At 65.0% G+C, this 13239-nt stretch carries 12 protein-coding genes; 7 read left to right on the forward strand and 5 right to left on the reverse strand.

What is annotated here, in order from left to right; genetic code table 11:
* Window positions 1-3117, forward strand: a complete 3117-nt coding sequence (locus tag ACXAEH_RS20800; protein WP_475035745.1) for an efflux RND transporter permease subunit — start codon at window positions 1-3, stop codon at window positions 3115-3117.
* Between the two features lie 28 nt (window positions 3118-3145).
* On the opposite strand, the gene ACXAEH_RS20805 is transcribed toward ACXAEH_RS20800, so the two are convergent.
* The 4 genes from ACXAEH_RS20805 to ACXAEH_RS20820 are packed head-to-tail and all read right to left on the reverse strand — an operon-like array spanning window position 3146 to window position 6928.
* Window positions 3146-3922 carry a heme ABC transporter ATP-binding protein gene (locus ACXAEH_RS20805; protein ID WP_475035747.1) on the reverse strand — a complete coding sequence of 259 codons (777 nt, stop codon included), beginning with the start codon at window positions 3920-3922 and terminating at the stop codon, window positions 3146-3148.
* A gap of 9 nt (window positions 3923-3931) precedes the next feature.
* Complete coding sequence (locus ACXAEH_RS20810) at window positions 3932-5005, reverse strand: FecCD family ABC transporter permease (RefSeq protein ID WP_475035749.1); 1074 nt, start codon at window positions 5003-5005, stop codon at window positions 3932-3934.
* Entirely contained in the window at window positions 4989-5876 is an 888-nt protein-coding gene (locus ACXAEH_RS20815) for a heme/hemin ABC transporter substrate-binding protein (RefSeq protein ID WP_475035751.1), read from the reverse strand. The genes ACXAEH_RS20810 and ACXAEH_RS20815 overlap by 17 nt, the downstream gene beginning before the upstream one ends.
* A complete protein-coding gene (locus ACXAEH_RS20820) occupies window positions 5876-6928 on the reverse strand; it encodes a hemin-degrading factor (RefSeq protein WP_475035753.1) in 1053 nt (350 codons plus the stop codon). Before ACXAEH_RS20820 ends, ACXAEH_RS20815 begins: the two co-directional genes overlap by 1 nt.
* A gap of 231 nt (window positions 6929-7159) precedes the next feature.
* Here ACXAEH_RS20820 and ACXAEH_RS20825 point away from each other — a divergent pair, with 231 nt between their 5' ends.
* Genes ACXAEH_RS20825 through ACXAEH_RS20850 form a run of 6 tightly spaced genes read left to right on the forward strand, consistent with a single transcriptional unit; the run spans window position 7160 to window position 12016 of the window.
* Complete coding sequence (locus ACXAEH_RS20825) at window positions 7160-9247, forward strand: TonB-dependent receptor domain-containing protein (RefSeq protein WP_475035754.1); 2088 nt, start codon at window positions 7160-7162, stop codon at window positions 9245-9247.
* A 29-nt stretch (window positions 9248-9276) separates the two neighbouring features.
* Entirely contained in the window at window positions 9277-9708 is a 432-nt protein-coding gene (locus ACXAEH_RS20830) for a hypothetical protein (protein ID WP_475035756.1), read from the forward strand.
* Window positions 9705-10361: a MotA/TolQ/ExbB proton channel family protein gene (locus ACXAEH_RS20835; RefSeq protein ID WP_475035757.1), complete on the forward strand. Its 657-nt coding sequence runs from the start codon at window positions 9705-9707 to the stop codon at window positions 10359-10361. The genes ACXAEH_RS20830 and ACXAEH_RS20835 overlap by 4 nt, the downstream gene beginning before the upstream one ends.
* Window positions 10351-10734 (forward strand): ExbD/TolR family protein, encoded by a 384-nt coding sequence (locus tag ACXAEH_RS20840; protein WP_475035759.1) that lies wholly within the window; start codon window positions 10351-10353, stop codon window positions 10732-10734. Before ACXAEH_RS20835 ends, ACXAEH_RS20840 begins: the two co-directional genes overlap by 11 nt.
* Window positions 10734-11123 carry an ExbD/TolR family protein gene (locus tag ACXAEH_RS20845; protein WP_475035761.1) on the forward strand — a complete coding sequence of 130 codons (390 nt, stop codon included), beginning with the start codon at window positions 10734-10736 and terminating at the stop codon, window positions 11121-11123. Before ACXAEH_RS20840 ends, ACXAEH_RS20845 begins: the two co-directional genes overlap by 1 nt.
* Window positions 11120-12016: an energy transducer TonB gene (locus ACXAEH_RS20850; protein WP_475035763.1), complete on the forward strand. Its 897-nt coding sequence runs from the start codon at window positions 11120-11122 to the stop codon at window positions 12014-12016. The genes ACXAEH_RS20845 and ACXAEH_RS20850 overlap by 4 nt, the downstream gene beginning before the upstream one ends.
* Before the next feature lie 31 nt (window positions 12017-12047).
* On the opposite strand, the gene ACXAEH_RS20855 is transcribed toward ACXAEH_RS20850, so the two are convergent.
* Window positions 12048-13238, reverse strand: a complete 1191-nt coding sequence (locus ACXAEH_RS20855; protein WP_475035765.1) for a hypothetical protein — start codon at window positions 13236-13238, stop codon at window positions 12048-12050.
* Between the last annotated feature and the right edge of the window lies 1 nt (window position 13239).

Consider the following 13239-nt stretch of genomic DNA (forward strand, 5'->3'; position numbering starts at 1 on the left):
ATGCGTGCTCTGACCGCATGGTTCATCCGCAACCCCGTTGCTGCCAATCTGATGATGGCACTGATCCTGTTCCTCGGCGTGCAGACACTGATGTCGATCCGCATCGAGGGTTTCCCGCGTATCCCGCCGGAAAGCGTCGAGGTTTCCATCGAATACCCCGGTGCCACCGCGGGCCAGGTGAATGAGCTGGTGACGCAAAAGGTTGAGCAGGCGCTCGAAGGCCTTGAGGGCGTGCGCAGCATCACTTCGCTGTCGGTCAACGGCCTCAGCACCATCTCGGTCCGCCGCGCGGGCGGCGAGAAACTGCAGGCGGTGCTGGACCGGGTCCGCATCCGCATCGACGGGCTGGCCGATCTGCCGGACAAGGCCCGCCGCCCGGTGATCGAGGCGTCCGGCTTCGACTTCCCGGCGCTGTACGTGAACCTGCACGGCCAAGCCGACCCCGCCACCCTGCAAACCCTGGCCCAACGGCTGAAGGAGGAGCTGCTGGGCCAGCCGGAGCTGTCGCGGCTCAAGATCTGGGGCCTGATCCCGCGCGAGCTGCGGATCGAGGCGGACCCGGAACGGCTGCGCCAGTACGGGCTCACCGCAGGCGATGTGGCTGCCGCGATCCAGTCAAACTCGCTGACCTACCAGGCGGGCCAGCTGCGCACCCAGGATGGCACCATCCACCTGCGCGCCGACAACCGTGCCCGCTACGCGCCGGAATACGGCGCCCTGCCGGTGATCGAACGCGAAGACGGCTCGCATGTGCCGCTGCGCGACATCGCCACAATCGAGGACGGCCACCTGGAGGGCGACTTCCTGTTCCGCCTCAACGGCAGCCCCACTGTCGGCATGGAGGTGCTGGTCGGGCAAAAAGAAAACCTGCTGGAAATCAGCCGTGTTGTCCGCAGCGTGGCGGCGGACTTCGAACGCCAGCTGCCGCCCTCGGTCCAAATTGAGGTCTGGGGCGACAGTGCCGGCTACATCGCCGACCGGCTGGCCCTGCTCAAATCCAACGGGGTGCAGGGGCTGATCCTGGTGGCGCTGATGCTGTCGGTGTTCCTGAACGTGCGGCTGGCGTTCTGGGTGGCCATGGGCATTCCCATCTCGGTCATGGGCGCCATTGCAGTGGCCGGGTCCAAATGGGTGGACTACTCGCTGAACGACGTGACCACCTTCGGCCTGATCCTCGCCCTTGGGATCCTGGTCGATGACGCGGTGGTGGTCGGCGAAAGCGTGTTCAAGGAACGCCGGAAGGTGAACGACCCGGTAGAAGGCACCGAAAAAGGCGTGCACAAGGTCGCCGTGGCAACTGTCTTTGGCGTGCTGACCACCATCGCCGCCTTCTTCCCGATGCTGCTGATCGACAACCCGCTGGGTAAGGCGCTGGCCGGTTTCTCCGGCATCGTGATCCTGGCCCTGATCTTCTCCCTGATCGAAAGCAAGTTCATCCTGCCCGCGCATCTGGCCCGTGTGCCGCTGCAGCCGCGCCGCCGCTATCTGCGGAGCCGCCTGTGGGGCCGCGTCCAGGACGGCGCGCGGGGCGGGCTCTGCTGGGTCCGCGACATGGTTTACCAACCGGTTCTAGTGGTCTCCGTGGCCTACCGTTACGCCGTGCTCGTGCTGTTCATCGCCGCGGCCTGTCTGGGGCTGGGGCTGATGGTCAAGGGCAAGGTCCGCACCGTTTTCTTCCCTGAGGTCCCGGGCCAAGTGATCACCGTGAACCTGGAAATGGACGCCCGCGCGCCCTTTGCTCTCACCCGCGCCAATGCCGACCGGATTGAGGCCGCAGGCCATGCTCTGAATCAGGAGCTGGCCGAACAGGCCGGCATGGAGACCCCGCCGGTCAAAACCTTCTTCACCATCATCAACAGCGCGGGCAGTGCCCAGATCTATGCCGAGATGCTGCCGGTGGCGGACCGCCCGGATGTGCCAATCCTGGACGTGGTCCGGCTGTGGCGGGAGCGTACCGGCGCGGTGGAGGGCGCAACTGAGCTGGAGTTCACCGGCTCTGAGGAGCTGGCGGGCGGGTTCCGCATCCGGCTGATGTCCAAAGATGAGGACCTGCTGCGCCAGGCCAGCAACGAGATGCGCGGCTTCCTTGAGGGCATCGAAGGGGTTGCCAACATCCGCGACGGGATGGCCGGCGGGCAGCCGGAGCTGAAGCTGCGCCTGCGCCCCGACGCCCGCAGCCTGGGTTTCACAGCCGAAACCCTGGCGAGCCAGATCGGCAACGGATATGGCGGTGCCGAAGTTGCCCGGATCCGCCGCGACGGCGCTGAGGTCCGGGTGCTGGTGCAAAACACCCGCGCGGCGCGCGACACCATCAGTGATCTGATGCAGCTGCGCTTGCGCAGCAATACCGGCGCCTGGGTGCCGCTGGGCATCGTGGCGGATATCGAGGGCAGCTATGTCTCCGGCGTGATCCACCGCCGCGACGGGCGGCGGGTCAATACCGTGGCGGCCTCCATCGACCGTTCGGTGGTGGCGCCCGGGGAAGTCGGCCAGGCTGTGTTCGAACAGCTGGTGCCGCAGCTGGCGGCCAAATACCCCAGCGTCAAAGTGGCCGCCGGGGGCGAGCTGGAGGAGATGGGCGAGATCCGCGGCGGCCTGCTCCGCGCGCTGCTGCTGGCGGCAGTGCTGATCTACGTGCTGATGGCGGTGCCGCTCAAAAGCTACTGGCAGCCCATCGTGATCCTGGCCATCGTGCCCTTTGGCTTTGTTGCCGCCGCCGTAGGCCATTTGATTATGGATGTGCCGCTGTCGCTGCTGTCCTTCTTCGGCATGCTGGCCCTCACCGGCGTCATTGTGAATGACAGCCTGGTGATGATCACCCGCTACAATCAGGCGCGGGAGGAGGAGGAACCTGTTGCCGGCGCCTTGCACCAGGCTGGTACCGCCCGCTTCCAGGCGATCTTTCTGACCACTGCCACCACGGTGACCGGCCTGCTGCCGCTCTTGTCGGAAACCTCGGAGCAGGCGCAGTACCTGATCCCCGCCGCGGTCTCGCTGGCCTTTGGCGAGTTGTTCGGCACCGCACTGATGCTGATTTTGGTGCCGGTGCTGATCGCCATTGCCGAGGATGTGATTGGCCTGTTCCGCGTTGCCCCCAGGCAGGAAGATGCGGTGTGAACTGGCGTGCCGGACCAGGCCGGCAGCTTCAGACCGGGCGGGCCTGCGGCAGCAGGAACGGCATGCCGGTCGGCGGTGCGGTGTTGACCGGCACCGGGCAGCCGTAGACATGCTGCAGTGTCTTGTTGGTCAGCACATTCTGAGGCGTGCCCGCTGCCGCAACATGTCCTGCATGGATCAGGGTGATCCGGTCAGCAAACATCGCCGTCAGGTTCAGATCATGCATCACTGCCACCACGCCGCCGCCGCGAGCCGCAAAACTGCGCGCCAGGTCCATGACGGTGAATTGGTGGCCGATGTCGAGACTGGCGACCGGCTCATCCAGAATCAGCCAGCGCGGGGTGCCGTCCGCGACCGGTTCCCAGACTTGGGTTATCACCCGTGCGAGCTGGACACGCTGCTGCTCGCCGCCGGACAGGTCCTGATAGCAGCGGTTTGCAAAGCCGTCCAGATCGACCTGTTCCAGCGCCTTCAGCGGCAGATCGGTATCGGCGGCTGCCAGCCCGGCGGACAGTCCCAGCCGCACGATTTCGATCACTGTGAACGGAAAGGCGATCACGGCGGACTGCGGCTGCACCGCGCGGATGGCGGCCAACTGCCAGGGTTTCATGGCGGCGGTGTCCTGTCCGTTCAGCAGCACCCGGCCGGTAAAGGGCACCTCGCCGGTCATTGCCCGCAACAGCGTCGTCTTGCCGGAACCGTTGGGGCCCGCGATGGCGGTGACCTGGCCCGGCCTGGCCTCGAAATCCACGCTCTTCAGGATGGTGCGGCGGCCGAGGGTTACGGTGATATCAAAAGCTTGCATGATGTTTCCTCAAATCCCCATGTGACCGAAGCGGCGTAGCAGGATCCACAGAAAGAAAGGCGCGCCAAGTACCGCGGTGATGATGCCGATAGGCAGTTCGGCCGGCGCCACGATCACCCGGGAAATCATGTCGGCACCGATCAGCAGGGCGGCGCCTAGCAGCGCGGCATTGGGCAACAGGCTGTGGTGGTCGGGGCCGGTGGCCAGGCGCAAAAGATGCGGCACCACGATTCCGATGAATCCAATCCCGCCCGAGACGGCAACGGCGGCGCCGGTGGCGGCGGCAACCGTCAGGACGGCAATGTTCTTGACCCGCTGCACCGGGATGCCGATGTGGCCTGCCGCGGCTTCTCCCAGGGCCAGGCCGTTTAGGCCCCGGGCCAGGAAAGGGGCAGCCAGCAGCGCCGCGCAGATCACCGGCCCGGCAGCCAGGACTTTGGTCCAGGTGGCGCCGGCCAGCGAGCCCATGTTCCAGAACGTTAAGTCGCGCAGCTGCGCGTCATCGGCCAAATAGGTGATCATGCCGGTGCCGGCATTGGCCAGCGCGCTGATGGCGATGCCCGCCAGAAGCATGGTGGCGACCGAAGTTTGGCCGCCGCGGGTGGAGATCCGGTAGAGGACCATGATTGCAGCCCAGCTGCCGCAGAAGGCGGCGATGGACACCAGGTAACTGCCGGCCGCCTGCTGCACCGCCATTGGCAGCGCCGTGCCCAGCACGATTGCGGCCACTGCCGCCAGGCTGGCGCCGGCGCTGATGCCGACGATTGCGGGGTCGGCCAGCGGGTTTCGGAACAGCCCCTGCAACAGCGCGCCTGACACCGCCAGCGCCGCCCCCACCAAGAGCCCCATGAACAGGCGCGGCAGCCGGATATCAAACAGAATGATCCGGTCCAGCCGACTGAGCTCGTGGCCTGCCACCAGATCCGACAGCGCGCTCCAGAGCGAGGTCCCTGAGGCCCCCCAGCCGAGCGAGAAGACCGACATGACAGACAGCAGCGCCGCCAGCACCAGGGTCAGCCGCCGGGCTTGGACCCGGCGGTCCGCCACGCCGCCTGCGGCGGGCGCGTCAATGGCCAGCGTCATCTTGGCTGCCTCCGCCGTAGAATTTCTGGCTCAGCTCCACGATGGCCGAGGCGGTGCGCGGGCCGAAACCGATCAGATGCAGCCCGTTCATCCGAACAATGGCACCATTCTGTGCCGCCGGGGTTGGCTGGATCGCCGGGATCGCCAGCAGCTCTTCGGTGCTGACACCATGGTCGCCGCCCCGGGCCATCACCAGGATCACGTCGGGGGCGGCTTGAGCGATGGCCTCGTCGGTCATCGGCTTGTAGCCCTCGAAGCCGGCGGCGGCGTTGATGCCGCCGGCCAGCCGGATGATGCTGCCGGCAGCGGAATTGGCGCCGCCGGCCATCACCCGCCCGCCGCGGGTGGAGAGCACAAACAGTACCTTTTTGGGGGAGCCGTTTGCTGCTTGCGCCGCCTGGGCTTGCGCCGCAGTGACCTCGGTGAACACCTCTTGTGCCAAGGCCTCCGCTGCTGCGTCCTGGCCTAGAGCCGCGCCGACGATGCGGATTTTCTCGGCGATCCCGTCTGCAGTGTAGATCTCAGGCACGCTGACAAACGCAACCTGTGCTTCTTTCAGCACGTCCAGGGTTTCTGGCGGGCCGGCCCCTTCGGTGGCCAGAATGAGGTCCGGTGTCACCGACAAGACCCCCTCGGGCGCCAGTGCGCGCTGATAGCCGATATCGGGCAGTCCAGCTGCGGCTGCGGGGTAGGTGGAGGTGGTGTCGCGGGCGATCAGCCGGTGCTGCTGGCCCAGGGCATAGACGATTTCGGTCACCGCGCCGCCGACAGAGACGATACGGCCGGGCGTCTCCGCCAGGGCCATATGGCCGGCAAAGACCGCGGCGATGAGCAGGTTCAGGCCCAGATACAGACGGGAAAACAGGGACATCACACGGCCTCCTTTACGGGCAGGGAGGCCAGGCTTTCGACGATGGCGTTCCATTCGGGGCGGTGGTCCTTCGCTTCGGTGCGGCGGCCGAAGACCTGGAAGATGGTGCCGCCATCAGCGTCAAAGGCCTCAACCGAGACCGCATCGCCGCGCTGGGTGGGTTTGCTGACCGCCCAGACCTCGGCAATATGATCGAGCCGCAGGTGCATGTGACAGCCCGGGTCCATGATGTTCTGCCAAGGCCCCATCCTGCGCAGGGTCTTCACGGGGCCGCCGTGGATTTCAATGCAGCCCATGTTGCCGACAAAGATCATCACCTCGACACCTTGGTCGCGCACTGCAAACAGCATCTTGTTGACCTCGCCGGGGTCCAGTTCCCACGCCAACGGCGCGCCGGCAATTCGGTAAGCGCCCAGCCGGTTCATCTTCAGCTTGGAAGTGAGCCGCAGGAACTGATGGGTGTCGGTCATCTTGGCCCATTCGCGGCGCAGGGCCTCGGCCTTGTCCGGATTGGCCTTGGGTGCCTCGGCGGGTTTGCGCGGTTCCACCGTCAGGTCCCGGCTTTGGTCCGGCAGTTTCAGCTCGTCAATCAGCTTTGCCCAGGCCTGCAGATCCGAGGCCTCGCGCAGATGCACCTTGTGGACCGCATCACCCGCCGCGTCAAAGATCTGGATCGAGCTTTTGGTGCCCTTGTCCGTCTGCCGCTCCACCGCAAAGGCCGAGACGAAATGCTTGGGGAACAGCCGCAGGTCGATGGCCTCGTTCAGGATCATCGAAGCGTGCTGGCCGGAGTGGTAGTTTTCGTAGACCCCCACCTTCTCAAGCACGCAAGAGGCGTTGCGGGTTAGTGCCATGACCTCGCCCAAGGCGGCCAGCCGCGGCATGATATCGTCCGGATGCGCGGAGATGCGGGTTACGCCTTCGCTGGTGTAGGCCGCCACCAGCTGGCCTTCGGAGATGCCGAACTTGTCCGCAAAGTCGCGGTCGCGCAGGTTGGAGTGCTCAGCACGGGCCGCGCGGATCGCCGCCGGCGCCATCGGAGAATCTGTCATGTCAGCCCTTTCAGCTGTGATCTCGGGGAAAGGGCTGGCAGCGGCAGAAAGAGCGCAGCGGCTGGCCACCGTGGTTAACGGTGTGTTAATTTATGTTGACTGTTTTTATCACCTTTATTAACAGGCTCAAGCGGAATTTGTGATTCCGCGGAAATCAACAGACAAACGACCACGCCAGCCCCGACGCAAGCATCCGGTTCGAAGAACGAATGAGATGCGAAGGGACGCGAGATGGGGACTTACCAAAAGGGGTGGCGGCTGCTGAGCACCGTGTCAGTGCTGGGCCTGATGGCCAGCGCAGGCAGCCTGGCAGCGCAGGATATTGTTGCAGACGAGGACTTCCTGGGCACGGTTGAGCTGGGGGCAGGCAAACGCGAGGTGCAGACCGGCACCGCAGTGCCGCTGACGGTGATCAACCAGGAGGAAATCGACGACCGGCAGGCCGGCACGATTGGCGAGCTGATTGACTCGGTGCCGGGGGTGAATCTGGTCAACGGCAACACGCCGCGCGGCGCCGGCATCAACATCCGCGGCTTCGGCGCTACCAGCAGCTTTGGCACCGACCAGAAGGTTCAAGTGATCATTGACGGCGCTACTACCGGCTCCGAGGAGCTGTACCGGATCGGCACTCAGCTGTTCACCGACCCGGAGCTGTACAAGGAAGTCTCGGTCATCCGGGGCACCGTCGGCAGTTTCGAATACGGTTCCGGCATCATTGGCGGCCTTGTCAAACTGGACACCAAAGACGCCTCCGATTTCACCGGCGGCGAAATCGGCATGCGGTTCCGCCAGACCTTGCAGGCCACCAGCAATGGAGAAGGCTTTGCCACATCCTCGATCCTGGCCTGGCAGCCTACCGAAAACTTTGAGCTGCTGCTGAACTACACGCTGCGCGATACCGCAGAGTATGACGATGGCGACGGCAATTTCACGGCCAACACCCAGTCGCGCACGCCGTCCTACCTGATCAAGGGCAAATACACCTTTGGCGACGCGGGTGAACACTCGATCACCGCTTCGCTGAATGACAGCGTGAATGATGAGAAAGACGTGCCCTATGACGGGTTCGGCACCACCGACACCAGTTTTGGCAATGTCGACCGGCGGATTGATAACCGTGTCGCGGGTATCCGCTATCAGTGGAACCCGGCCGGCAATGATCTGGTCAATCTGGATGTGAACCTGACCTATTCGGATCAGAAAATCGACCAGACCTATATCGCGGGCAGCGCGTTCTGCGATGATGGCGGCGTGATACGCGCAGACCCGGCCTGTGCCCGCAGCGGCACCGCGGGTGATCCGTTCAGCAGCGCGACCCAGGACGCCGACCACCGCTATGAAACGACCAAGCTGACGGTGAAGAACGGCAGCTATTTCACCACTGGTGCCCTGACCCATGATCTGCGCACCGGGGTTGAGTTCAGCCGGCGTGAACGTCTTGATGCCTCCGCGGCACCGGGCGGCACGGCTAAGCGCTATGCGGTCTTTGCAGTCGACGAAATCTCCATCGGCCGTTGGAGCGCCACCCCTGCGCTGCGCTATGAAAGCCAGGAGATCGAGGCCCACGACGGCTCGCAGAACCACGATGCTTCGGCGCTGATGGGCGGGCTGTCGCTGCGCTATGAATTCGACTCGGGCTTTGCCCTGTTCGGCAGCGCTGCCTACACTGAAAACCTGCCGATCATCGACGATCTGGACAACGCGGCCCGGATCGGCGTGTCGGAGCGCTCAGACACTTATGAAATCGGCGCGGCCTATGCGGCGGCGGATGTGTTCACCGCAAACGACAGCCTTGCGGTCAAGGTGAACTATTACGACAGCCGCCTGCGCGACATCACCTCTTATGTGGACACCGTTACCCTCACCACGCCTCCGTTCTTTGCCTTTGTGCCGCTGGACAAGGTGGAGACCAGCGGCATTGAGCTCGAAGCGAGCTATGCACTGGACTCGGGCTTCTATGCCGATCTGAACGCCAACCTGCCGGAGGGCGAGGAGCTCCTGAACGGCACCGCGTCGCGCTGGCGCAACCTGGCGGCCGACGACCTGCGTCTGACTCTGGGCAAGCGGTTTGGCGAGACGCTGGACCTGAGCTGGGAGCTGGTGGCTGCAAAATCCGGCTTTGATGCCGCGGGTGATGCGGTTGCCGGCTACGGGGTGCATAACCTGCGCGCCACCTACAAGCCGCAGTCGGGCGTTCTGGAAGGGGCAGAGGTCCGCTTTGGCATCGAGAACGCCTTTGACCGTGACTACCGGCCCAGCCTGTATTCGCGCGATGCGGCGGGCCGGAACTTCAAGCTGACCCTGGCCAAAACCTTCTGATCCCAATGGTAAAACCCGAGAGGTGTGACATGGCACTTGGACTGAAATACGTGAACCCCCTGCTGCTGGCCGCTGTGCTGGCAGCAACAAACACTGCGGCAGCCGGCGAGGCCGCCAATCCCGGGGTTTCCATCGAACTGAGTGCCGCCGAACCGGCAGGCGAGGCCTGCAAGCTGTCCTTTGTGGTGCAGAACGCCCACGCGGCGGACATTGGCAAGGCGGTCTATGAAACCGTCCTGTTTGATGCTCAGGGGCAGGTGGCGCGGCTCACGCTCCTCGACTTTCAGGATCTTCCTGCCGGGCGCCTGCGCGTGCGGCAGTTCCAGTTCCCGCAAGCCTGTGAAGGCATAAGCCGGGTTTTGATCAACGGGGCAGCTACCTGCGTGGGCGAGGGCCTGCCGGACGGCGCCTGCAGCCGCGGCCTCTTCCTCAGCAGCAAGGTGATGGAGCTGGCAGGATGACATTTGTGCAAGATGCCTTGGCGCGGGTGCTGGAGCTGGGCGGCCCGGTGGTTCTGCTGCTGCTGGTGGTCTCGGTGCTGACGGCGGCTTTGGTACTTTACAAAATCTGGCAGTATCAGGCGGCGCGGGTCGGGCGGCACAAGGCGCTGGCCGGGGCGGTTGAGGCCTGGGACCGCGGCGACGGCGAAGGCGCGAAGGCGATGCTGGCACAGAGCAAATCCTACCTCGTGCCGGTGATGCAGCTGGCGCTGAAAGGCCCGGGTGATCAGATGCTGGCGGAACGGGCGGATGCCGAGGCGGAAGAGCGGTTTTCGAAACTGGAGCGTGGTCTGGGCGCGCTCGACATGGTTGCGCAACTGGCGCCGCTGCTGGGGCTGTTCGGCACCGTGCTCGGCATGATCGAGGCTTTCCAGAAATTGCAGTCGGCGGGGTCTTCGGTGGATCCCTCGCTGCTGGCGGGCGGAATCTGGGTGGCGCTCCTGACCACAGCAGCGGGGCTGGCGGTGGCGATGCCGACCTCGCTGGTGCTCAGCTGGCTGACCGCGCGGATGCAGCGCGAGCGGGTCTTTGCCAACCGGGCTTTGCGGATTGTCTTTGCGCCTTCCGCCGGGCACGCGGAGCAGCAGACACTGCAGGTGGCGCATGGCGGTTAAGCTGCAGGGGGTCAAGCGCGGGCGGCTGTCTATGACCTCGCTGATCGACGTGATTTTCCTGCTACTGCTGTTCTTCATGCTGACTTCGACGTTTTCGAAATTCGGCGAGGTGGAGCTGATGGCGGCGGGGCAGGGCGGCAGCGCCGGCGAGCGGCAGATGCTGTTTGTTACCTTAGGCGAGGACCGGCTGACCCTGAACGGCCAGCCTGCCGACTTGGAGCGGCTTGCCGATCTGATCCGGCTGCAGCCCAAGACAAGCGCGGGCCATCTGGTGCTGGTCAGTCCGGGTGAGGACGCGTCCTCGCAGCGGCTGGTGGATCTGCTGACGGCACTGCGCAGCGTCGATGGGCTGCAAACCATGGTGCTGGGCTGATGCGTGTCAAACCGCTGGCGGCAGCGCCGAATGAGCCAACGATCGCGCTGATCAATATCGTATTCCTGATGCTGATCTTCTTCATGATCGCAGGCACCCTCGCGGTGCCGCTCGACAAGGATGTGACCCTGATCGAGGCCAAGGGCCTGGAAGGCCGCGAGCCGCCGGATGCGCTGGTGGTGCATGCGGACGGGCGGTTGACCCTGCGCGGTGAGGAACTGGCGGAAGCTGCGGCCTATGCCGCGATGCTGTCTGACGAGGAACGCGAAACGGTGCGGATCGTTCCGGACCGGGACCTGCTGGCGCGTGAGCTGGTGAAACTGGGCAACGCGCTGCGCGCGGCGGGCGCCAAACGGGTGCTGCTGGTCTCGGAAAGGGCGCTGCAATGAGGGTGCCGCAATCCCGTCTGATGGGCTTGGCCGCGGTTTTCATTGCCGCCGCCGGACACGCTGGTTTTGCCTATATGGCCAGCGGGGAGCAGGCAGAGCACGCGGGCGGCAATACGGGGCTGGCTGCCGAAGGGTTTGCTTTTGCGGATTTGGTACAGGGGGCCGATGTGCCCCAGACAACCGACGAGCTTCTGGAAGCGGAAACGGCAGAAGTTGCGGAGAAGCCCGCTCTTCAAGCGCAGCCGCCGGTGGCCGAAGCAGTGCGAACGGAGGCCGTGGCCGTTCAGGCCCCGGTGGCCAATGCGGAACCGGTTCTGCCCTTTGCACAAACCGGGCCGGTGGAGGTGCAGCAGGCTGCTGCACCGGTGCAGCCTCAGGCCCAGGCGGAACCTGTCGAGCAGCAACAGCCTGAAGAGGCTGAGACCGCGCCGGAGCCGGACGTTGTGGAACCTTTGCCGGAGCCTAAACCCGAAACCAAGCCTGAGCCGAAACCGGAGCCCAAGCCCCGCCAAGCGCAAAGGCGCGGCAACAATACCGAGCAGGATGCCGCCGCGGGCACGGCTTCTGGTACCGCTGCACAGTCTACGGGGCAAGCGGTATCTGTTCCGGGCACCGCCAAGCAGCAGGGCAATGCGGCGGCGGATAACTACCGCGGGCAGGTGCTGCGGCGGGTAATGCGGGCGAAGCGGCAGAAGGTAAACATCCGCGGCGCGGCGCTGGTGCGGTTCACAATCACCGGCAGCGGGGCATTGGGGGCGGCACGGATCGCCAAAAGCTCGGGCTCGGCCAAGCTGGACAGTATCGCGCTGGCGCAGGTGCGGCGGGCGGCGCCGTTTCCGCCGCCGCCCGCCGGTGCCAAGACCACCTATTCGGTGCGGATCAAGGGCAAGTGATCCGCACCGGCTTTCAGGGCTGAGGCAGGGTCTAGAAGTGGTGCTCCAGCGAGACCGACAGGAAGTCATCCTCGCGCAGCGCGTCCAGCGGGTTGGCGGCATCGGTGTGGCCAAAGCTCTGGCCGGTGACCTTGAGCAGCAAGCCGTTTTCCAGCCGCCGCTCGAACTCGGCGCGGAAGCTGGTGGAGCCGTCTTCAAGGTCATAGAAACCGCCCGCCAGCAGGCTGGTGTCATTGCTGTCATTGGCGGTCCAGCGAGCGCCCAGGAACACATCGTCCTGAAAGGCGGTGACCGGCGTATTGGCGCCGCGGCCGTCATAGAGGTATTCGGCAATCAGTCCCAGGTCGCCGTCGCCGCCGCCGATCTGGTAGACGGTGTATTCGATGCCGCCGACGGCTGCTTCGAAGGTCTCGAACTCCTCGCTGCCGCGGCGGATCGCTTCCAGCTTCCACAGGGCATTGTCGCCGGTCCATTGCACGTCGATCCCCGCCTGCCAGATGCGGGCGTAATGGGGCCGCAGCGCCGTGCCGCCTGCGGCGGGCAGCAGCAGCGCCTCGCGCGAGGTGCCCTGGAAGGCGGAGAGGCCCAGGTCGACGCTGCCGAAAGTGTTGGAGTAGCGCAGCGCGGTGTCCGGTGCCCATTCCTCGGAGCTATGGCCATAGGTGGCGGCGCTTTCATCGACCACCAAGGGCGTCCGCAGGCGGCCGTCCACACCCGGGAATTCCTGCTCGCGGAAACCGGTCATGAAGAAGGCCGAGACGGTGCCCCAGTTCTTGCTCAGCGACAGCTCCAGCATCGGCTGGCCCAGGCGGGCGTCGTCGTCGGTGTATTCCAGCAGGTCGAGCTGGTTGATCACATCCACCAGATGGCGGCTTTCGGTGACGCCCCAGAATACCTTGTTGGCGCCAAAGAGCACCGAGAAATCACCCATCTGGCGGCGGATGTAGGCCTCGCGCACGTCCCAATGGGTGCGGTTGCTATCCTCGCTGTCCCAGCGGGCAAAGCCGCTGAACCGGATCTGGGTGTCTCGGTCCTCCGAGCGCCAGCGCAGCTCAGGCGCAAAGACAAAGCTGCCCTGGAAGTCCTCCAGCTGGCCCGGATAGAGACCTTCGCTGGTGAAATAGGTGGCCTCAGCTCCGATATAGCCCGAAAATCGTGGCGCCTCAGCCTGCGCCGCTGATCCAATCAGCAGCGCAGAGAGTGCGGTAAATGCAATCCGCATG

It is taken from the genome of Leisingera sp. ABM4_060 (assembly GCF_056158765.1).